This window comes from Rhizobium sp. P32RR-XVIII, from assembly GCF_012641395.1.
In the GTDB taxonomy this organism is placed as follows: domain Bacteria; phylum Pseudomonadota; class Alphaproteobacteria; order Rhizobiales; family Rhizobiaceae; genus Rhizobium.
The window spans coordinates 575,371-594,208 of record NZ_JABAIH010000003.1; the positions used below are offsets into that span (position 1 = coordinate 575,371).

The 18,838-nt window shown below is 60.6% G+C and carries 19 protein-coding genes and 2 pseudogenes; 10 read left to right on the forward strand and 11 right to left on the reverse strand.

From position 1 onward, the window contains the following. Positions 1–86: 86 nt before the first annotated feature. From HGP14_RS36655 to HGP14_RS12355, 4 genes and pseudogenes are all read right to left on the reverse strand, one after another. Positions 87–270, reverse strand: a pseudogene (locus tag HGP14_RS36655) (IS6 family transposase); the annotation flags it as partial. Next, on the reverse strand, positions 270–1,703 hold the full coding sequence (locus HGP14_RS12345) for an aldehyde dehydrogenase (protein ID WP_168830113.1): 1,434 nt from the start codon (positions 1,701–1,703) through the stop codon (positions 270–272). The gene HGP14_RS12345 and the pseudogene HGP14_RS36655, both read right to left, overlap by 1 nt. 47 nt (positions 1,704–1,750) lie before the next feature. Next, the gene (locus HGP14_RS12350) at positions 1,751–2,983 is read right to left on the reverse strand and encodes a CaiB/BaiF CoA transferase family protein (protein ID WP_168830114.1); all 1,233 of its coding nucleotides are present in this window, start codon (positions 2,981–2,983) and stop codon (positions 1,751–1,753) included. A gap of 64 nt (positions 2,984–3,047) precedes the next feature. Beyond that, the gene (locus HGP14_RS12355; RefSeq protein ID WP_168830115.1) at positions 3,048–3,956 is read right to left on the reverse strand and encodes an NAD(P)-dependent oxidoreductase; all 909 of its coding nucleotides are present in this window, start codon (positions 3,954–3,956) and stop codon (positions 3,048–3,050) included. Positions 3,957–4,199: 243 nt separating this feature from the next. Between HGP14_RS12355 and HGP14_RS12360 the strand changes: the two genes are divergently transcribed. Then, positions 4,200–5,537, forward strand: coding sequence for an MFS transporter (locus HGP14_RS12360; RefSeq protein WP_168830116.1), 1,338 nt, complete (start codon positions 4,200–4,202; stop codon positions 5,535–5,537). A gap of 60 nt (positions 5,538–5,597) precedes the next feature. Here the strand turns inward: HGP14_RS12360 and gcvA are convergent, their stop codons facing one another. Continuing rightward, positions 5,598–6,530, reverse strand: coding sequence for a transcriptional regulator GcvA (gcvA, locus tag HGP14_RS12365; RefSeq protein ID WP_168830312.1), 933 nt, complete (start codon positions 6,528–6,530; stop codon positions 5,598–5,600). A 123-nt stretch (positions 6,531–6,653) separates the two neighbouring features. Between gcvA and HGP14_RS12370 the strand changes: the two genes are divergently transcribed. The 4 genes from HGP14_RS12370 to HGP14_RS12385 are packed head-to-tail and all read left to right on the forward strand — an operon-like array spanning position 6,654 to position 9,770. Beyond that, on the forward strand, positions 6,654–7,040 hold the full coding sequence (locus tag HGP14_RS12370) for a Zn-ribbon domain-containing OB-fold protein (protein WP_168830117.1): 387 nt from the start codon (positions 6,654–6,656) through the stop codon (positions 7,038–7,040). 10 nt (positions 7,041–7,050) lie between these two features. Further along, positions 7,051–8,202, forward strand: coding sequence for a thiolase family protein (locus HGP14_RS12375; RefSeq protein WP_168830118.1), 1,152 nt, complete (start codon positions 7,051–7,053; stop codon positions 8,200–8,202). A 1-nt stretch (position 8,203) separates the two neighbouring features. Continuing rightward, positions 8,204–8,959: an SDR family NAD(P)-dependent oxidoreductase gene (locus HGP14_RS12380; protein WP_168830119.1), complete on the forward strand. Its 756-nt coding sequence runs from the start codon at positions 8,204–8,206 to the stop codon at positions 8,957–8,959. 7 nt (positions 8,960–8,966) lie between these two features. Further along, entirely contained in the window at positions 8,967–9,770 is an 804-nt protein-coding gene (locus tag HGP14_RS12385; protein ID WP_168830120.1) for an enoyl-CoA hydratase/isomerase family protein, read from the forward strand. A gap of 11 nt (positions 9,771–9,781) precedes the next feature. On the opposite strand, the gene HGP14_RS12390 is transcribed toward HGP14_RS12385, so the two are convergent. Together HGP14_RS12390 and HGP14_RS12395 are read right to left on the reverse strand one after the other, a co-directional pair. After that, the gene (locus tag HGP14_RS12390; RefSeq protein WP_168830121.1) at positions 9,782–12,046 is read right to left on the reverse strand and encodes a xanthine dehydrogenase family protein molybdopterin-binding subunit; all 2,265 of its coding nucleotides are present in this window, start codon (positions 12,044–12,046) and stop codon (positions 9,782–9,784) included. A gap of 11 nt (positions 12,047–12,057) precedes the next feature. Beyond that, positions 12,058–12,525: a 2Fe-2S iron-sulfur cluster-binding protein gene (locus HGP14_RS12395; RefSeq protein ID WP_312862128.1), complete on the reverse strand. Its 468-nt coding sequence runs from the start codon at positions 12,523–12,525 to the stop codon at positions 12,058–12,060. A gap of 124 nt (positions 12,526–12,649) precedes the next feature. Between HGP14_RS12395 and HGP14_RS36660 the strand changes: the two are divergent. Then, positions 12,650–12,765: pseudogene (locus tag HGP14_RS36660) on the forward strand (IS3 family transposase); the annotation flags it as partial. Positions 12,766–12,845: 80 nt separating this feature from the next. Beyond that, positions 12,846–13,241, forward strand: coding sequence for a VOC family protein (locus tag HGP14_RS12400; RefSeq protein ID WP_168830122.1), 396 nt, complete (start codon positions 12,846–12,848; stop codon positions 13,239–13,241). Between the two features lie 17 nt (positions 13,242–13,258). Here the strand turns inward: HGP14_RS12400 and HGP14_RS12405 are convergent, their stop codons facing one another. Next, positions 13,259–15,127 carry a sigma-54-dependent Fis family transcriptional regulator gene (locus HGP14_RS12405; protein ID WP_168830123.1) on the reverse strand — a complete coding sequence of 623 codons (1,869 nt, stop codon included), beginning with the start codon at positions 15,125–15,127 and terminating at the stop codon, positions 13,259–13,261. Between the two features lie 226 nt (positions 15,128–15,353). Between HGP14_RS12405 and HGP14_RS12410 the strand changes: the two genes are divergently transcribed. After that, the gene (locus HGP14_RS12410; protein ID WP_168830124.1) at positions 15,354–16,406 is read left to right on the forward strand and encodes an NAD(P)-dependent alcohol dehydrogenase; all 1,053 of its coding nucleotides are present in this window, start codon (positions 15,354–15,356) and stop codon (positions 16,404–16,406) included. A gap of 97 nt (positions 16,407–16,503) precedes the next feature. Next, positions 16,504–16,797 carry a ribbon-helix-helix domain-containing protein gene (locus HGP14_RS12415; RefSeq protein WP_168830314.1) on the forward strand — a complete coding sequence of 98 codons (294 nt, stop codon included), beginning with the start codon at positions 16,504–16,506 and terminating at the stop codon, positions 16,795–16,797. 64 nt (positions 16,798–16,861) lie between these two features. Here HGP14_RS12415 and HGP14_RS12420 read toward each other — a convergent pair whose 3' ends face one another. The 3 genes from HGP14_RS12420 to HGP14_RS12430 are packed head-to-tail and all read right to left on the reverse strand — an operon-like array spanning position 16,862 to position 18,506. Continuing rightward, on the reverse strand, positions 16,862–17,077 hold the full coding sequence (locus HGP14_RS12420) for a hypothetical protein (protein WP_246704433.1): 216 nt from the start codon (positions 17,075–17,077) through the stop codon (positions 16,862–16,864). Continuing rightward, on the reverse strand, positions 17,074–18,189 hold the full coding sequence (locus HGP14_RS12425) for a WD40 repeat domain-containing protein (RefSeq protein WP_168830125.1): 1,116 nt from the start codon (positions 18,187–18,189) through the stop codon (positions 17,074–17,076). Before HGP14_RS12425 ends, HGP14_RS12420 begins: the two co-directional genes overlap by 4 nt. Continuing rightward, entirely contained in the window at positions 18,186–18,506 is a 321-nt protein-coding gene (locus HGP14_RS12430) for a hypothetical protein (RefSeq protein WP_168830126.1), read from the reverse strand. The genes HGP14_RS12425 and HGP14_RS12430 overlap by 4 nt, the downstream gene beginning before the upstream one ends. A gap of 66 nt (positions 18,507–18,572) precedes the next feature. Between HGP14_RS12430 and HGP14_RS12435 the strand changes: the two genes are divergently transcribed. Next, positions 18,573–18,836 carry a hypothetical protein gene (locus HGP14_RS12435; RefSeq protein WP_168830127.1) on the forward strand — a complete coding sequence of 88 codons (264 nt, stop codon included), beginning with the start codon at positions 18,573–18,575 and terminating at the stop codon, positions 18,834–18,836. The last annotated feature ends 2 nt before the right edge of the window (positions 18,837–18,838 follow it).

Sequence of the window (18,838 nt, forward strand, 5' to 3'; positions counted from 1 at the left end):
GTGGGCTTAGACGAATTTCGACAATAGGTGCTCAGTCGGATCTCTCTGCCATTGCCGTCATCAATGCTGCCTTGATCGGTCGATCCGCCTCGAACCTTGGTATCGGTCTCGTCGGCATGCCATCTATCACCGACGGGGCGCTTGCGCCGGTTGAAAAGATCACCGGTGGATCGTCGAATGATCGACGCGGATGCCGCGTTCGGCCATCATTTCCTTCAGATCGCGCAGGCTCAGGCCATAGCTCAAATACCAGCGCACGCACAGCGACATCAAAGACGAATGATGACTGACTTCAATTGCGTGTAGTGGGCCAAAGCGTCGACGCCCTGTTCGCGACCGTAGCCGCTATATTTGAAACCGCCACACGGCGTCTGGACGAACCCGCCACTGTATTCGTTAACAACGACGCGTCCGGCCTCCAAGCGTCCGGCCACGCGGTGAACACGTCCAATGTCCCGCGTCCAGATGCCTGCTGCGAGCCCAAGGTCCGAGTCGTTGGCGATCCGAACAGCGTCCGCCTCGTCCTTGAACTTGATGACGCTGAGGATTGGCCCGAATATCTCTTCACGAGCGATCTCCATGTCGTTGCCTACACCGGTGTAGACCGTAGGCTCGATATAATGGCCGCCCCCAAGATCCTCATCGAGCACTTTGCCGCCGATCGCAGGCTTCAATCCATCTCGCTCGGCGATGTCGAAGAAGTTTTTGATCTTGTCGAATTGCGCATTTGTGGTGATCGGTCCGTAGGATGCATCGTCCTGCGGCCCGATCTCCAGTTTCGCCACGTTGTCTACCAACTTGGTCACAAAGGCGTCGTGGACACTTTCCTGCACCAGCAGCCGAGTGCCTGCCGCACACCATTGCCCGCCGTTCCAGGTGAAGGCGCTCGTCGATCCCTTTGCGGCGGCATCGAGGTCGGCATCATCGAAGACGATATTCGCACTCTTTCCACCTAGTTCTAGCGTCAGAGGCAGAATTCTTTCGGCAGCGATACGGCCAAGTTCCTGCCCGGCCTTCAGTCCTCCTGTAAAGGAGATCTTCCGAACATCCGGATGGCTGGCCATTGCAGGTCCGACGACACTGCCCTTGCCGACGATCACATTGAGCACGCCGGGAGGCAGTCCAGCTTTTTCGACCGCAAGCTTCGCGAATTCGACGAGCGATCCCGACGTATGTTCGGAGGGCTTGGCAACGACCGTGTTTCCCATGGCAAGCGCGGGAGCAATCGCCCGTGCGGCCTGATGAAGAGGCGCGTTCCAGGGAAGGATGACCCCGATTACGCCGAACGGATCACGGCGAGTGTAGACGTGATAGTCGGGTCCGACATTGATGATGTTGCCATCGTCGATATTGACGATACCGCCGTAGAATTCGAAATACTGCGCGGTCAGATCGAGAAGCTGGGCCATCTCTCTTCGGGGCTTGCCCGTTTCCAGGCTTTCGGTCTCGACTACGGCCTGGCCGCTCTCACGAAGTTGTCTGGCGATTTCAACAAGCAGCCGGCCGCGCTCGGAAGGACGCATGTCTCGCCAAGCGGACAGGGCTGTAGATGCGGATGCGATCGCCAGCTCGACGTCCTTGGGGCCACTGTTGGCAACGTCCTTGATTTTCCGATTGGTACGCGGATCGATTTTATCGGCATAGTCGCCGTCGAGTGGCTCAACATCCGAGCCACCGATATAGCTTAAAGTGCGTTCTACCATGTCGCATTTCCTCCGGTCTGTTATCTATTGATCGTCGTGACTGAGCATCACCGTATCGAGACCGAGCGAAGCGGCGGCTCTAACGTCGTCATCGATGTCTCCGGTTCGCCGACTAACTCGTCAATTTCGTCTTTACGAAATCCGGAAGATTGCAGGATCATCCGAGAATGCTCTCCAAGCGAAGGTGCATGGACATGGCCGGCGCCGCGCATTTCAAGACTATTGATCGGAAACCCTGGCGTCCGGACCGATCCGATTGTCGGGTGATCGAGCGTTAGCATCATGCCGTTTGCGTGGATCTGCGGGTGCCGAAGAAGATCGTCATAGTTCGCAACCGGCGCGCAAAGGATGTCGGCATGTTTCAGCGCCGCAAGCCAGTCGGTGCGCGTCTTTGTAATGAACCGTTCCCCAAGCAACTTCCGCATCTCCGTCCTGTTCGCGACTCTCTGCGAGGAAGTCGCAAAACGTGGATCGGCGGCCAGCGGTGCAAGATCCAGCACGTCGCACAGACGCTCCCATCTGCCGGCGTTATATGCGGCCACCATGAGCCATCCGTCGGACGCTTCGAAGGCTTCGTTGGGTGCGGAGTAGGGGGCCGCACTTCCGATCCGTTCCGGAACAAGCCCGTCGGCAAGATAGTTCGTGAGCGACACCTGCTGCAGTGCGATCGCCGAATTGAACAGGTTGACGTCGAGTTGCGCTCCCTTGCCCGTCTCAGCAGTCTTGCGAAGCTGCGCAAGGATGCCGGACACCGCGACATAGCCCGTGAAGACATCGACGATCGGAGCCTGCACCTTGGCCGGCTCGGCCCCCTCCGTTCCGATTATACTCATCAGTCCGCTATCGGCCTGCAGGATACCGTCGACTCCCGCCCGGTCGGCATAGGGACCCGTTTGCCCATAGGCGGATATCGAGGCATAGATTAGAGATGGGTTTGCGTTGGATAGCGATCCATACCCCAGCCCCAGGCGATCCATTACTCCCGGGCGCATGCTTTCAACCAGGATGTCGGCCTTGCCCGCCAGCTTTTTCGCCGCAGCAACGCCAGCGGGCGACTTGAGATCGAGCTTGAGGCCGAGCTTGTTGCGGTTGAAGCCATGGTAGAGAGCGCTATCGTTGCCGATCCAAGCCGGGCCGAGCTTACGCCCCAATTCGCCATCCGGCGATTCGACCTTGATTACGCGGGCGCCCATGTCGGCGAGCAGCATGGTGCACGTTGGTCCGGCACCGATCTGCGTAAAGTCTATGACAGTGAGATTTTCTAGCGCGTCACGTAACATTGTCTTTTCTCGCTCTATCGGCGGGGTTGCGCCTCGTCCGAGGAGGCGACCGCCGGAATGAAGGTCAGCGGCTGATTTCGACCCCAAAAGTCTCTTCAAGTTCCTTGACGACAACGGTCATGTCCTCGCTGGAATGGCCATGCGCATGCGCCAGTTCGTAGAACTGTTTCGCCAGAGCCGACACCATCATCGGAGCTCCGATCGCATCGGCTTCGTTGACGCACAGACGGAGGTCCTTGCGCATCAGTTCGAGCCGGAAGCCGAAGTCGAATTTTCGGTCGATGATGCGCTCCAGAATCTGCTCGGTGACGAAGCTGCGGCCCGTGCTGGCATTCAGCATCTTGAGTATAACGTCTGCGGAGAGGCCGAATTTGACGCCGAAAAGGATCGCCTCCGCGGCGGCGACGAGATTTGCACCAACGATCATGTTGTTGACCAACTTAAGAGCTTGCCCCTGGCCGACGCCATCTCCGACGTGGACAACGTTGCGACCGAAGCTTTTGAAGACTGGTTGCAGTTTCTCGAAAGCCCATCGGTCTCCCGAGATCATTACTGAAAGCGTTCCGGCCTCGGCTCCAGCAGCACCGCCGGCAAGCGGTCCGTCGAGCGCGGTTATCTGACGTGCCGCCAGACCCTCGGCTACCTCTTTTGCAACGCTCGGGCCCGTCGTTGAATGATCGACGTAAATCTTGACCCTGGACCCGTGAATGACTCCGTTCTCACCCAGCACGACACGCTTCACAGTTTCGGGGGTCGGCAGGCAGACGAAGACTGCATCGACGGCATTCCCTACCTCCGAAGGCGAAGCGCACACCCTCGCGCCAAGTATCGCACAGCATTCCACCGCAGCCGCGTCCGTGTCGTAGACATGCAGATTGAAGCCTGCCTTCAGAAGATGCCGGACCATATGGGCGCCCATGGCACCGAGGCCGATGAAACCGATATCGTTTTGGCCGTGAAATTCAGTTTGCATGACGAGTGGCTCCTCCGCCGCGTTTTTGTCTCGGCAGACGAGCGCTTTTCGGAGCCGTTCTTCAAGTGAGATTTCGGTCTCGGTTGTTGACCGCAAGTCAACATCCCTTGGTCGGACGCCTCCGTTGAGTTTTTGTCAATCGCGCGGGCCGCAAAAGTCGTTCACAGCGATTTTGCGATTTTGCCATGCTGTGCCCCTCGGGTCCTATGGGAGAGACCTGCTTGACAGCATGGAGGATCAGCTATGTCGGACGTCCCCGGCACAACGCCTTTTACATCTGAACAAACGAACGAGAACGTCGGTGCGGCGACGGCCCTGACGGCCCATCAGAAGAAAGCGGTGGTCGCCGCGACACTTGGTACGATCGTCGAATACACGGACTGGGTCATCTACGCGACGTTCGCATCGATCCTGGCGAAAGAGTATTTTTCCTCCGGGGACTCACTCACGGCACTGTTGTCGGTCTTTGCCGTGTTTGCGGTTGGTTTCGTGATGCGCCCCGTCGGCGGCGCGATTCTCGGTGCATTTGCCGACAGGCATGGCCGCAAGGCGGGGCTCACCCTATCCATCCTTCTGATGTCAGCCGCGTCCCTTATCATCGGCCTATGCCCAGGCTATGCGGTAATCGGCCCCGCGGCGCCGGTCATCTTGGTATTCGCGCGCCTCGTGCAGGGCTTCTCAGCGGGCGGCGAATTCGGCTCCGCATCGACTTTCCTGGTGGAATCAGCACCTTCAGACAGGCGCGGCTTCGCAGGATCTTGGCAATGGTTCGCGATTAACGCAGGCACTTTGGTCTCATTCGTGCTCGGCTACATTCTGTCTCAATTCGGCAACGATTCCGGCTTGACGGACTGGGGATGGCGAGTGGCGTTTATCGTCGCTGCGATCCTTGGGCTGATCACACTCTGGATTCGCCTGTCTGTCTCGGAAACTGAGGTTTTCAAAAAGCGCGTGGCCGTTGAAGGCGTTCAAAAAAGCCCAATGATGGATGTCCTGCTGAAACACCCGAAGGATGCTCTACGTGTCGTCGGCATCGCAATGTCCGGAAATCTGCTTAACTACGTGTGGATGGTCAGCTATCCGAGCTACATCCACCTGGTCACCAAGATGCCAATTGTCGATACGCTTCTTGTCGGCAGTGTCTCCGTGACCATCTCACTCTTCATTATACCGTTTGTGGGAATGCTCTCCGATCGGATCGGACGCAGGCCGGTGCTGATTACCTTCGCGATCGCGTCCGCGATCTGGGCGTGGCCAAGCTTCGCTCTGCTCGTACCCGGCATCACATGGTTCCAGGCGACTGCGTTAATGACTGTATCGATGATCATCATGACGGGGTTCGCCGGTGCGGCGGCCGCCATGATGGCCGAACAATTTCCAGCGCGGATCAGGGCGACAGGCGTCGCTCTTCCCTATGCAATCTCGGTCACTCTTTTTGGCGGGACGGCTCCTTACATCATGACGGCGATGAACGGCTGGGGATATGGCGATTTCATCTGGATCTATGTGGCCGCGATCTGTGTCGTCGCCGCAATCGTCTACGCCAGACTGCCGGAAACGAACGGACGCCCGCTGCGCTGAAGGATCAAGCGTCGGAGATATCGATCGATGGCCCCGCCTGGTAGCGGGGCCTCTTCGCATCTATGGCTGCGTTTGTGTTTCCACGGGATTGAGCGCCGCAGATTGCGTGGCGGCCGCGGCCTGCTCCAGCAACCATATCCGGAAGCGCCTGAATGCAGGGTTGCGGAGACGGTTGCGGGGATAAATGAAGTAATAGGTGAAATCACCGCGATCCAAGCTGTGCTCAAACGGCTGGACCAACCGCCCGGATCGGAGTTCGTCGAGGAAGAGCGCCTTCTGTGCGATCATGACGCCCTGTCCTTCGAGCGTTGCCTGGTACGCCAGGGTAGAGCTAGCGTACTTGTCTCCGGCATACGGATCCACGGTCTTGCAGCCCGCCGACTCTAGCCAATAGCGCCAATCGTCGGGACGGATGAAGGAGTGAAGGAGGTGTATCCGGCTGAGATCACCGAACTCGTTCAAGCCGTGGCTTTCGCGAAACGCAGGTGTGCAGAGCGGAACGAGTTCATTCTTCATAACGCGGTCGACTTCAACTCCGGGCCAGTTGCCGTCGCCCAGGCGGATCGCGCCGTCGACGTTCTCGCGGTCGAAATCCACGGTCTCGTTGGACGTCGTCAGTCTGACTTCAGTGGTGTCGTTTGACGCGTTGAATGTGCTCAGCCGAGGTATCAGCCATTTCATCGCGAACGTGGTGTAGGCGCGCACACGCAGAATTTCCATCGTCCGCCGACCTGTCAGCTTCAGCGTCTCCTCACGCAGTCCATCGAAATGGCGGGTCACGGCGGCGAGATACTGTTCGCCTTCGGTCGTCAGAACGATCTCGCGGGGGTCGCGTCGGAAGAGCTTGACGCCGAGATAAGTCTCCAGGCGCTGGACCTGGCGACTGACAGCTCCAGGAGTGACAAGAAGCTCCTCTGCGGCGCGCCGAATACTTTGCAAGCGGCCCGCGGCCTCGAAAGCGCGCAAGGGGTTTAATGGTGGTAGCGAGTCCATGAGCACGAATATCTCGCGTGTTGCCTTTTAGTCAACGGTTTCGAGCGGCTTTGTCGTTCTGCCTCGGCGGCAAAATCAAATATTTTCAGGGTGCAAAACAATCCACGATTTGCGGAGGAAACCATGACTATCATCGACCAGGCGGCGCGCCCTGACGCCGCCGAAGTTTCCAAGACTGTGGTGCGTCTCGAAGCGTCCCGCGACAAATCCACCGGCAAGGGGATATTTCCCCGCATTCCTGCGACATCGCCCTCAGCAGATCGCTTCGAGCCGATCACGCTATCGGAGGTCGCCACACTCTACAGCTTTACCGTCATCCACCCAAATCCGAAAACTGGCCTGACACCTTTTGTATTGGTCTACGCGGATTTCCCTGAAGACGCACGCGTGTTTGGCCGCCTGGAGCTTCCCGAAGGACAGAGGCCGGCAATTGGCATGACGATCAGGCCGGTTTCCGAGCGCGCGGCTCCGATGAGTGCCAGCACCAGCTACACATTCGAACTGGCCTAGGGAGGCAGCAATGAACGAGAACGTCTATATCGCCGGTGCTTCAATGACGGCATTCGGTCGCCACAACGATCTTTCGATGCAGGATCTGGCGCAAGCCGCAGTCAGCGGAGCTTTGAAGGATGCAAAGGTCCGCAAGGAAGAGGTCCAGGCGATCTACGCCGCAAACGTCTATGGCGGCATGGTCCTTGGCCAGGTCCTGATGCGCGATCTCGGTATCACCGGTCCCGCGCTCTACAACGTTGAGAACGCTTGCGCGAGCGGCGCGACGGCGGTGCATCTCGCATGCCACGCGCTCAAGCTGGGACTGTACGAGACAGTCGTCGTTTTCGGGGTCGAGCAGCTTACGAAACTGGGCGGCGGCACGATCCCGCTTCAGCGCAACGACTACAAGACCGAGCTCTACGCATCCATGGGTATGACTTTGCCGACCGTCTACGCGATGCGCGGCACCCGCTACCTGCATGAGCGTGGTGAAAAACCTGAACTTCTGGCCGGGATCGCTGTTAAAAACAGGTCGCACGGTGCGCGCAATCCATTCGCCCAGCAGCGTACCGAAGTCACGCTGGACGAGGTCCTAAAATCGCGGCTGGTCGCCGAACCGCTCACCCTTCTGCAGTGCTGCCCGTCCAGTGTCGACGGGGCAGCTGCGATCGTCCTTACCACGAAGCGTCCGACGCAGCATGCGAGGCCGGTACGCATTCTCGGATCGGCTGTCCAGTCCGGCCATCAAGAGATCGGGTCTGACGACATCCTCGACGCGGAAATTACAGCCCGCACCGCCCGGCTTGCCTACGAACAGTCAGGCGTTGATCCCAAAGATGTAAACCTCGTCGAGCTGCACGACGCGTTCACCATCGCAGAGCTCCTGTACTATGAAGCGCTACAGTTGGCGAGGCCGGGGGAGGGCGCAGCTCTCCTCAAGAACGGCGACACTGCGCTCGGTGGTCGGGTTCCCGTCAACCCCAGCGGCGGGCTGCTTGCAAAGGGCCACCCGCTCGGTGCAACCGGCGTGGCACAGATGGTCGAGATCGTCTGGCAGCTTCAGAACCGCGCCGATGGCCGGCAGATTGAAGGTGCGAAGATTGGCCTGACCCAGTGCACCGGCGGCGGCATCGCGGGCGTCGACCATGCCGCTTCCGCCGTTCACATCCTGGGGGTCTGAGATGAGCCAGAAAGATATAGCTGTTGTCACCGGTGGCGCCCGAGGCATAGGCCTCGGGATTGTGGAAGCGATGCTTTATGCCGGCTACAATGTTGCGTTGATCGATTTCGACACGGAGACTCTCCATAAGACCGTCGAGCAACTGCGCGTAAAATATCCCAACTCCGAAATTCTCGGCGTCCGGGCCGACGTCACAAACCGCAAACAGGTCGAAGGCGCTTTCGCCGACATCCGGCGGAGTTTCAGCAGGGTCGACATTCTCGTCAACAACGCGGGTATCGTGCGAGACCGGCGCCTGGTGAAGATGGAGGAGGACGACTGGGATAGTGTCATCGCGACCAATCTCAAATCGCAGTTTTTGACCTGCAAGGCTGTCGTCCCCGGCATGATCGAACGAGGTTACGGACGCATCATCAACATCTCGTCGCGCGCCTGGCTCGGTGGATTCGGGCAAGCCAATTACTCGGCTGCGAAAGGTGGAGTGGTGAGCCTTACCCGCAGCTTGGCAATCGAGCTCGCTTCGGTCGGGATCACCGTCAACGCAATCGCGCCCGGCATCGTCGAGACGCCGCTCTTCCAGACGTTCACCACCGAGGTGCAGGAGAAACTCAAGAAGAGCGTCCCCATGCAGCGTATCGGAACTCCCGAGGACATCGCCCAGGCGGTCCTTTTCTTCGCGGCGCAGGCGAGCAGTTACATTACTGGTCAACTTATTTATGTCTGCGGTGGCCGCTCCCTGTCTAGCCCTAGCGTGTGAGGCTGCCATGGCTGTTACTCTCACCATAGACAATGCTATAGCGACGGTGCAGCTCGACCGTCCGGAAAAACTAAATGCCCTCGATGTGGAGCATCTTGTGGAACTGCGGAAGCACCTGGCTTCCGCATCTGCAGATCCATTTGTCCGGGCAATCGTTCTAACAGGGGGTACTGGCCGGGCTTTCTGCGCTGGTGCGGATCTTACGGCCAGCAGCCAGAACGACGTTGGTGTAGCCGAAGGCTTCGGCCTGACATTGGAGGAGTCGGGTCAGAGAGGACTTTATATCCGACTTCTCGATCTTCGGGGGTTGCAGATCAAGAAGCCGTTGATTGCGGCGGTCAATGGATTCTGCCTCGGCGGAGGACTGGAGCTTGCGCTGCAATGTGATTTCATTGTCGCATCGCACGCGTCGTCGTTTGGGCTTCCCGAAGTCGTAGTCTCAAGCCTGCCAGGCGCGGGGGGTGTCCCAAACCTACTGAAAGCCATTCCGAGGAACGTCGCGATGCGAATGCTTTTGACGGGCGAGCGGATCAGCGCGCAACGGGCCTACGACGTCGGGCTGGTGACTGACCTGTGTCCGCCCGAAGAACTGGCCGCTGTGTCAGCCTCAATTGCTTCGAAGATCGCCGAAAACGGCCCTTTGGCAGTGCAGTTGGTCAAGATGCTTGCCGTGCAGTCGGAAAACATGGCCGCATCGCAGTCCCAGCAGCTTACCGAGCTCGCCTGGGGATTGCTGCGCGATACCGAAGACCGGCGCGAGGGCAAAGCGGCTTTCGCTGAGAAGCGCAAACCCAATTACCGCGGTCGATGATCGCTGGCCCCTCAGGTGAGGCCAGCGGCGCGAAGTTTGTCCGGGGTGAACGGTGCCTGACGGATGCGCACCCCGGTGGCGTCGTAAATGGCATTGGCGATGGCGGCCGCCACCGGCCGCATGCTCGGCTCGCCGGCGCCGCTTGGCGCAATGTCCTTGCGATCAATCAGAACGACGTCGATCGTCTCCGGCGTCTCGGTGATGTCCAGGATCGGATATGTCTCCCAGTCGACACTCGTCACGATGTTCTCATCGAACTGCACCTCTTCGTGCACCGCCCGGCTGATCCCTTGGACTATATTGCCCTCGATGGTGTGCGTGAGTTGCCGCGGATTGATGATCATGCCGCAGTCGTGGGCGACGGTGAATTTACGGGCCCAGATCTCGCCGGTCTTGCTGTTGATCTCAACCTCGGAGACGATGGCAACGCGAGTGCCGCTGCGCTGTGCATAGGCCATGCCTTGACCTCTGAGCGTGTCTCCGCCGGCGCTCTGGCGGCGGGCCGCCGTACGAGGCCGCCAGCCAGCCTTTTCAGTGGCGGCCTTGACGACGGCAATGTCGCGAGGGTCAGTCAGATACTTGAGACGGAAGGCCACCGGGTCCATGCCGATGTCATAAGCCACCTCATCCAGGAATGATTCCGAGGCGAAGTGGATTTGCGGCCCGACGGGGTCGCGCAGATGCGAGGTCCTGAGCGGTGAGGCGCGGTCGAGCAGCGGCGCGACCGTCTCCCAGGCCTTTCGTTTGGCCGGGAAGCCGTAGGACTCCTCCGGTACGCCAAACCCCTCACCTGGCTGAAGCGGCGTATCGATGAGTTGGCCGGCCAGCGTGTCGTAGGCAGCGCTCTCATTGGAATTGACGTCTACCCGCGAAAAACCCTTGGATTCGAAATGCCAGGCCAGCACGTTGCCGCCATCGTCAAGTGCGACGCGAGCCGTATGAATCGAGGCCGGACCTTTCGGATCCCAGCCGGTACCATCCCGCCGCATTCCCTGAACCCGGATCGGCCTACCGGTAAGCTTGGCAATCAAGGCGGCATCCGCGGCCGCATCGCCGGCATCGTTGCGGCCGTAGCTGCCTGGACCCGGAACCCAAATGCCATGCACGTTTTCTGCCGGAAGACCAAGAATGGCAGCAACGCCAGCGGCAGCGAAATGCGGCTTTTGCGAACCGGTCCAAAGGGTCGCCTTGTCGCCCTTGATCTCGACGACCGCGCAGGCCGGTCCCATGCTCGCATGGCTTTGAAATGGCCATTCATAAGCCGCCTCGATAACCTTCGCAGCGCCGGCGAAAGCGGCATCGACGTTACCGACATCGTCGCCGGGATCGCGGTGGACGACTGCGGCTTTCCTGAGGTGGTCATGAACCCCCGTCTGCGTTGGGAAATTCGGCTTGGAATCCGACCAGCTCACCTTGAGTTGCTCCGCGGCCTTGATCGCATCCCATTCTTTCGGGGCGACCACTGCAAGAAAGCCTTTTTCACGAATGACCTGTACGCCCGGAATATCCTGCACCGACGATTCATCGATCTCAAGGGGAAGAGCTCCAGCAACCTCCGGGCGGATTACCCGCGCGTGCAACATGCCGTCGACTTTGATGTCCACGACATAGTCACCGGTGCCCAGCACCTTCCGCGGCACGTCGCGGCGCATCGGCGACGTCCCGATAACCTTGTGATCGGCCACAGGTTTGATGGCGCCTTTGCCCTTGACGAAGAGAGCATTGCCGATCTTTTCGTTCCACTCGAGCTGGGTGTCGAAGAAACGTCCACCGATCAACTCGGTATAGGTAACCTTCTTCGCCGGATCTGCAGCAACACTGACGACACCGTCGTCCACCTTCAGGTCGGCCGCCGGAACACCAAGGTGACGTGATGCCATCTCGACAAGCTGGTAGCGAGCTTCAGCTGCCGCGCTTTGCAGAGCCTTGCCACCATTCTGGATCCCGGTAGAGCCGGAGGCTCCGCCCTGGTTGATGCTGGTGGCCGTGTCGCCTTGCTGCACGAAAACCTTGGATACGGGAAGATCGAGTTCCTCCGCCACCATCTGGGCAACGCCAAGATCGGTGCCCTGACCCATGTCCATCTTGCCCCAGAATGCCGAGACGGTGCCGTCCGCATTGACCTTGATATAAGAGGAAAGATTTTCTGGTTTCAGGGGCGGCTGCGTGGCGGCGCCGAAAACGGCGGCGCGTGCCTTCATGCCTGGCAGCACGACAGAAACGGTAAGGGCGCCAAAGCCGCCGAGCACGGCGCGACGAGTGAGGTTCATAGTCATGGCCACCTCCCTTACGCTTGCGCTGCGCGCTTGACGGCACGCATGATACTGTAATGGGTGCCGCAGCGACATTTAAGCCCCGTCAGCGCTTCGCGGATCTCGGCATCGCTGGGCTTGGGGTTGGTCTCCAGGAAAGCGGCTGCAGTCATCAGCCAGCCGTTGAGGCAGTAGCCGCATTGCGGCACCTGCTCTTCGATAAAGGCCTCCTGGATCTTGTGGGCCTTGCCGTTGCCTCCTCCAAGACCCGCCAGCGTTACGATCTTGCCACTGCCGATCGAATCCACCGGTGTCACGCAGGAGCGGACGGCCTCTCCATCGATTTGGACAGTACAAGCGCCGCACTGGGCCAGACCGCAGCCGAAACGAGGGTTTCTGAGGCCTAGATCGTCCCGAAGCGCATAGAGCAGCGGCATATCCGGATCCGCCGTGATCGTATGCATTTCGCCGTCGACATTGAGCTGAATACTTTTGGTAGCCACGTCTTCCTCCCGTAAAAGTCGCAATTCCCGAAGTCACTTCAGCCTATGTACCACCCGATAGCCCGTCAAGATTGTATTATCATGGAGCGGTCACGTTGAATTTATCAGCAAAGGAATCGAGGCGGCGCCGATGGTGATCCCGATGGCCGCCAAGGATCGTTGGTCGCTGGGCTTCGTATCGGATCAACTCACCGATAGCCGCAGGTTCCGCTTCTAACAGTCGTCGACCATTCGATGCGAAGAACATCCAAAGTCGCCCTCCACTACTACCTGAGGGAACCTGCGCTGATCCATCCTAGACCAAGCGTGGAGGGACGAGCATGGCGAAGATGATTCATTCGATGATCCGGGTGCTGGACGAGCAGCGCTCGGTCGATTTTTATCGGCAGGCTTTTGGTCTTGCCATCGCGGACCGTCTGGAGTTCGACAACTTCTTCCTGATCTATCTCAGCAATTCGGAGAGCGGTTTCGAGCTTGAACTGACGGTCAACAAGGGGCGGATCGAACCCTATGCGATCGGCGACGGTTACGGCCATCTGGCAGTCTCGGTCGACGACCTCGAGGCCCTGCACCGTCGGTTTCTAGCGCTCGGCTTCGAGGCGGGAAAGATCGTGGATTTCAACCACAATGGCGCGCCGCTCGCCCGGTTCTTCTTCGTCTGCGATCCCGACGGCTACAAGATCGAAGTCCTGCAGCGCGCTGGCCGCTATCTCTGACCGGCGTGGTCGACCCGTCACAGGACGTGCTTGTAGACCGTCGTGCGGGAGAGGCCGAGCTGGCGCGCCGTCTGTGAAACATTGCCGCCCGTCCGGCGGTGGACGGCGCGGATTTCCTGGCATTTCGCGCGGCTGAGCGGGCGGTCCCTGCATCCCTCGCAGCAATCCTGCAGGCTCTCGGCAACGGGGCTTACCTCGTCGAAACAATCCTCGTCGAGATAATCGGCGCGGCGGCGAACCAATGCCCGCTGCAGCACTGTTTTCAGTTCGCGGATGTTGCCCGGCCACTTCCTGCGGAAGAGCGCGGCGACAGCCGCGTCCGTGATCGGCGTTCCGGGCGCCATCTCCTCCATCACCTGGCGGACGATCGCGGCGAAATCCGTTCGCGCCCTCAGGACCGGCAGATGGATGGCGAAGGCGTTCAGCCGGTAATAGAGATCCGCGCGAAACAGCCGTTGCGTCACCATCTCCTCGAGATTGCGGTTGGTGGCCGAGACGATCTGCACATCCACCTTCTCGGCCTTGTGCGCACCGACTGCGCGGACCTCCATGCTGTCGAGGAAGCGCAGGAGCGAGGTCTGTGCCGCCAGCGGTATGTCGGCGACCTCGTCGAGAAACAGGGTGCCGCGATGGGCAGCGCGCGCGAGCCCCGGCGCGCCTTTGGCGCGGGCATTGGTGAAAGCCCCGCCCTCGTGGCCGAATATTTCCGCGATGAATAGATCCTCCGGCACCGCACCGCAGTTGACGGGCACGAACTCGCCCTTCCGCTGGCTCAGGCGATGAACATGGCGCGCCATCAGTTCCTTGCCGGTTCCCGTTTCGCCTGTGATGTGCACGGGCATCCCGAGGGCGACGGCGTCCGCGAGATTGGCAAGCGCCTGCCGGATCGAGCTGTCGTCGCAGGTGAAGTCCGGCATGCCCTCTTTCGGCAGCAGCGCGGGAACGGACGACGCGGTTCGCGGCGACCGCACGCTGCTTCGCCCCTGGGCGATCTGGCGGCAAGCCATGAAAACGCCGCTGCCGGCACGGTCGCGAATGCGGATGATGCCGCCGTTGAGGAGCCCGTCCATCGCCGCTCCGAAGCCGGATTCGAACAGCGCATCGAAATGGCTGCCGAGCGTCGCCGGCAGACCGGCCAGCAACGCCTTTCCGGAACGGTTGATGGAGGTGACATCGCCCGAGGGCGATACCGAGATCAGGCCCGCGGACAGCGTGTCGAGATATTCCACGCGCGGATGGAAGGCGAAGACGAAGCTGCTGGAAAAATCCTGAAACACCAGGCCGTTCTCGATCTGGGCCGCGGCCATCCGCACGAGGGCATGCGTATGCTCCTGCCGCGCGTCATGGGCGCAGGAGGCATCGAGCAGGCCGAGGATCTCTCCGTGCGAATTGAAGATCGGCGCTGCCATGCAGCTCAGATGGCCATGGCAGGCGAAATAGTGTTCCCGCCCGTAGATCGCTACGGGCTTTTCGGTCATGGCGGCAAGCCCCAGCGCATTGGTGCCGCGCTCGCTCTCGTTCCACATGCTGCCGGGAATGATCGAACGGCCGGCCGCACTGTCGGCGAATTCCTGGTCGCTGATCGTATCGAGGACGATGCCATCAGCATCCCCGAGCGCGATCATGAAGTTCGATCCGGCGATCTGCGAATGCAGAAGCTGCATTTCGGCCAGCGCCAGCCGGCGCATGGAGACAGTCGCCTCGCGCCGGCGGCGAACATCGGAAAACGGCACGACGCTGCGTTGCGGCGCGGCCCGCGGATCGAGGCCGCCGTCGCGACATCGCTGCCAACTCTCGGCGACAATCGGCTGAAGGGTGCCGACCGGAAAACGGTCACCCTTCTCCAGCGCATTGCGTGCCCGGTCCATTCCCGAAAGATGCTGCATGGCTACTCCTCATGCGCCATGACACCGAGAATAACAGCCGCTGGCAGGATGACAATAGACAGAAACTGGACAGTTCTGCTGTTCACCGCGTTCAGCCAATGAACAGGCAGACTCCGGCGATTTTTTGATATCCTATTGATAAGAATAGGAAATGTAATCTGGAACGGCAATTGCAGCCGTGTCTTCTGCAACGGGCATCGATCCCGTCGATGGAGGAGACATCAGCATGAAGGCGCAGGTTCTGAACAAATATGACGACAATCTGAAAGCGGAGCAGTGGGTTTCGCTGCAGGAGGTCCCCGATCCTCAGATCAAGAAATCCACCGATGTCATCGTCCGCATCGGCGGCGCGGGAGTCTGCCGCACGGACCTCCACATCATCGAAGGCGTCTGGCGGCCCCATATGGATCCGACCGGAGATAGCCTCCTGCCGCTGATCATGGGCCATGAGAATGCTGGCTGGGTGGAAGCCATCGGCAAGGAGGTCGAGGGCATCAAAGTCGGTGATCCCGTTATCGTTCATCCGAAGATTTCCGGCGGCACCTGCCTTGCCTGCCGGCGCGGTTTCGACATGCACGGCCCCGGCAAGTTTCCGGGCCTCGACAGCAACGGCGGCTATTCGGAATATCTCTGCACGTCGGAGCGCAATATCGTGCCGCTGCCGAAGACGCTGGCCCCCAAGGATGTCGCGCCCTATGCGGATGCGGGGCTGACAGCCTATCGCGCCGTCAAGAAGGCGACGCGGCATCTGCTGCCCGGCGAAAGCTGCGTGGTCATCGGCGCAGGCGGGCTTGGCCATATTGCCATCCAATGCCTCAAGGCGATGTGCGCCGCTGACGTGATCGTCGTCGATATGTCCGACGATTCGCTGGCACTCGCGCGCAAGATCGGCGCCGACAAGCTCGTGAAGGCCGATGGCAACGAGGTCGAGGCGGTGCTGCAGTTGACCGAGGGCAAGGGTGCCGAAGCCGTCATCGACTTCGTCGGCGAAAAGGGCACCACCACCAGGGGGCTGGCGATGACCCGGCCGATGGGCAGCTATTATGTCGTCGGATACGGCGAGGACATCCGCGTGCCGACGGTGGACATGGTCATCACCGAGAAGAACATCATCGGCAACCTGGTCGGAACCTGGGCCGAACTGGTGGAACTGATGGCGCTCGCCGACCGCGGTCTGGTGGATCTGACGACCGTGGAATACAAGCTCGTCGACGCCAACAAGGCGCTCAAGGATCTGCACAACGGCAAGATCCACGGGCGTGCCGTGCTGATCCCTTGAACGCATCGGCGCTGACACCAGGACATGCGCTCTCCGACCAGAGTCCGGCCGGAGAGCATTGTCGTGAGCGAAACCCAGCGCGAGGGAGGAAGAAATGATGTGCAGGGTCTTGAGCCATCAGGGGCAGGATAGGTTCATCAAGGTCAGCCGATCGGTCCGGATTGCCGGGCATTCGACCAGCGTGCGGCTGGAATCGGCCTTCTGGAATGCATTGGAAGAGATGGCCGCCGTGGAAGGGCTGTCGATAGCGAAGCTGATAGCGGCACTGTACGGCGAGGCCCTGGAGCAACATGACGACATGTCCAACCTCGCCTCGATGCTGCGGACCGTCTGCCTGCTCTACCAGCAGGAGCGCAATGCACAGGCCGCCATACCGCTACAGCCGGCCTGATCCGAGCGCGGCTGCCGTTGATCAGCACGGGAAGCCGCGCGAGAAAACCTGTCCCAAGGCGGATTCACGCCTTGGGTAGAGTAACCTCGCTGTCGGCGTCGGCTTTGCCTTCGGCGATCCAGCGCGCGCCGAGCACCAGCGCGCCCATGCTGAAATCCTTGCCATGGGCTGCGACCATCTCCTGCGACAGTCTGGCGATCCTTTCGAAAAAGGCGTCCTTGCTCTTTTCCTCCACTGAGAGTTCGGCCAGCATGATTTCCTCCATTTGCGTTTTTTTCATTTGAAAAGCTCCACCGGAAAGGTGATGACCGCGACGTTGCCGAGCGCATCGCCCATGGCGAGATGCCGGCCGTCGACCGTCCACTGAAGCGCCGTAACCTGACCGCCGGCCGGCCGCACGACGAGCTCTTCCCGCGCGCCAAGAGGCGCCACGACCACCTGGCCGTTGGCATAGCCGGCGGCTACGAGACGGCCGTTAGGCTGGGCCGCAACGGCCTGCACCAGGACGAGACCGGCGCGACCTGTCGCCAGCGCACCCGCGGCACTGTTATCGAACGGCGGCGTCTCCATCGACCAGCCGGCGATGCGATAGGCGCCGGCGGCGACGAGCGCGTTTTCCCGCGTGCTCCAGGCCAGTTCACGAACCGGCCCCGGGAAATCGCCAAGCTGCATGTGGCGGCCGGAACCCACATCGATGAGACATAGTCCCGCGCCATCGATGCCCAAGGCCAACCAGCGGCCATCGCCGCTCCACCTCAAGCATAGAGAGACGGAGGGGAGCGGAATTTCCAGGAACGGCCGCAGACTGTCGCCGACCTCGTAAAGGATGAGGCTGCGCGAGGCGGCGACCGCCACCTTGGTGCCGTCCCCCGAAAACGCGATCCGCTCCGGGATCCTTTCGCCAAGGTCTATCTCCAGGGCAGGGGCGCTTCCGGCGAAGCGGATATGAAGTCTGTCGCCGACCGAAATCGCCGTCGCCCCGGTCGTCAGGCAATGATCGAAGGCCGAGACCGGCTCGGCGGCGGAGAAGACGGTGTCTGCGATCTCGCCGGCGCGGCTGAGCCGCACGAGGTCGCCCTTCATGCCGGTGGCGAGAAAGCCGCCGTCGCTGTAGGCAGAGACGGCGTCGGCGTCCTTCACCCGCGTGATGATGAGCGGCGCGGCCTTGCCCTGACGGGGCCTTATCGTCGTCTGCCCCCCGTCGACCGTAATGCGGGCTTCCGGTGGCTCGTTGTCCGCCATTCTCGCGAATGCAACCGAACCGTCTTCGCAGACGACGGCAAGCAGCGTCTCATCTTGGTTGAAGCAGACATGACGAACCGGAGCCGGTCGTTGCCAGTTGCGGGCGAGAAGGTCGAACAGAGTGATGTTGGGAACGGCCTGCTGGTTCATGATTGTCCTCCTTTTGCCGCCGCGATCAGGTGATCGATGTCCGTCACCGCCGCCTCCGCCGCTTCGATCTCCGCGACGCAATAGGCCTGGGCCGATCGGATGGCCGCTGCCTGCTCTTCGACCTCGCTCAGTTCCTTTGCGACTTCGTCGTTGGCGGGGTCTTGCTCCAGAGCCAATTGCAGGCGCAGGATCTCCATCTCGATGCCGGATGTTTCCTGGATCAGCTTGTGTATCCTCGCGGTCAGGGCCGAGATGTCCGCCACACAATCAAGTCGGCGCTGCAGCAGTTCCTGGATCGGTTGGTCTTGACCGCTCATGGCGAAATCCTACGTGTTCTGCCGGCGCCGCCGCGGCGCGTGGATTTGAGTAAGAGGAGCCGTGGGATGTTCGACACGATTGGCAGCGCGTTCTTCGATGCCCTGCGCCGGGCGGCCGAACGCCATCTGGAGCATGGCCATCCCTGTATCGAGGCGCTCGGCGCGGCAGCCCGCGGTGCCGATTCCGCGGCGGTTGCTGCGGCGCAGGATGCGCTCGCCGCTCTTGATCCGGCGATCATGAACGCGCTGATGGCTGAAGCACACCGGTTGCTGCGCGAAGATCCGGCACGGATCCTCGGCGGCTGGAACCCCGCTGGCGTCAGCCATTGATG

Coding starts and splice junctions, on each gene's coding strand:
- HGP14_RS12435 (WP_168830127.1), top strand. CDS start 18,573: ATGTTCGACACGATTGGCAGCGCGTTCTTCGATGCCCTGCGCCGGGCG.
- HGP14_RS12355 (WP_168830115.1), bottom strand. CDS start 3,956: ATGCAAACTGAATTTCACGGCCAAAACGATATCGGTTTCATCGGCCTC.
- HGP14_RS12430 (WP_168830126.1), bottom strand. CDS start 18,506: ATGAGCGGTCAAGACCAACCGATCCAGGAACTGCTGCAGCGCCGACTT.
- HGP14_RS12385 (WP_168830120.1), top strand. CDS start 8,967: ATGGCTGTTACTCTCACCATAGACAATGCTATAGCGACGGTGCAGCTC.
- HGP14_RS12345 (WP_168830113.1), bottom strand. CDS start 1,703: ATGGTAGAACGCACTTTAAGCTATATCGGTGGCTCGGATGTTGAGCCA.
- HGP14_RS12410 (WP_168830124.1), top strand. CDS start 15,354: ATGAAGGCGCAGGTTCTGAACAAATATGACGACAATCTGAAAGCGGAG.
- HGP14_RS12420 (WP_246704433.1), bottom strand. CDS start 17,077: ATGAAAAAAACGCAAATGGAGGAAATCATGCTGGCCGAACTCTCAGTG.
- HGP14_RS12405 (WP_168830123.1), bottom strand. CDS start 15,127: ATGCAGCATCTTTCGGGAATGGACCGGGCACGCAATGCGCTGGAGAAG.
- HGP14_RS12390 (WP_168830121.1), bottom strand. CDS start 12,046: ATGACTATGAACCTCACTCGTCGCGCCGTGCTCGGCGGCTTTGGCGCC.
- HGP14_RS12360 (WP_168830116.1), top strand. CDS start 4,200: ATGTCGGACGTCCCCGGCACAACGCCTTTTACATCTGAACAAACGAAC.
- HGP14_RS12370 (WP_168830117.1), top strand. CDS start 6,654: ATGACTATCATCGACCAGGCGGCGCGCCCTGACGCCGCCGAAGTTTCC.
- HGP14_RS12375 (WP_168830118.1), top strand. CDS start 7,051: ATGAACGAGAACGTCTATATCGCCGGTGCTTCAATGACGGCATTCGGT.
- HGP14_RS12350 (WP_168830114.1), bottom strand. CDS start 2,983: ATGTTACGTGACGCGCTAGAAAATCTCACTGTCATAGACTTTACGCAG.
- gcvA (WP_168830312.1), bottom strand. CDS start 6,530: ATGGACTCGCTACCACCATTAAACCCCTTGCGCGCTTTCGAGGCCGCG.
- HGP14_RS12380 (WP_168830119.1), top strand. CDS start 8,204: ATGAGCCAGAAAGATATAGCTGTTGTCACCGGTGGCGCCCGAGGCATA.
- HGP14_RS12415 (WP_168830314.1), top strand. CDS start 16,504: ATGTGCAGGGTCTTGAGCCATCAGGGGCAGGATAGGTTCATCAAGGTC.
- HGP14_RS12425 (WP_168830125.1), bottom strand. CDS start 18,189: ATGAACCAGCAGGCCGTTCCCAACATCACTCTGTTCGACCTTCTCGCC.
- HGP14_RS12400 (WP_168830122.1), top strand. CDS start 12,846: ATGGCGAAGATGATTCATTCGATGATCCGGGTGCTGGACGAGCAGCGC.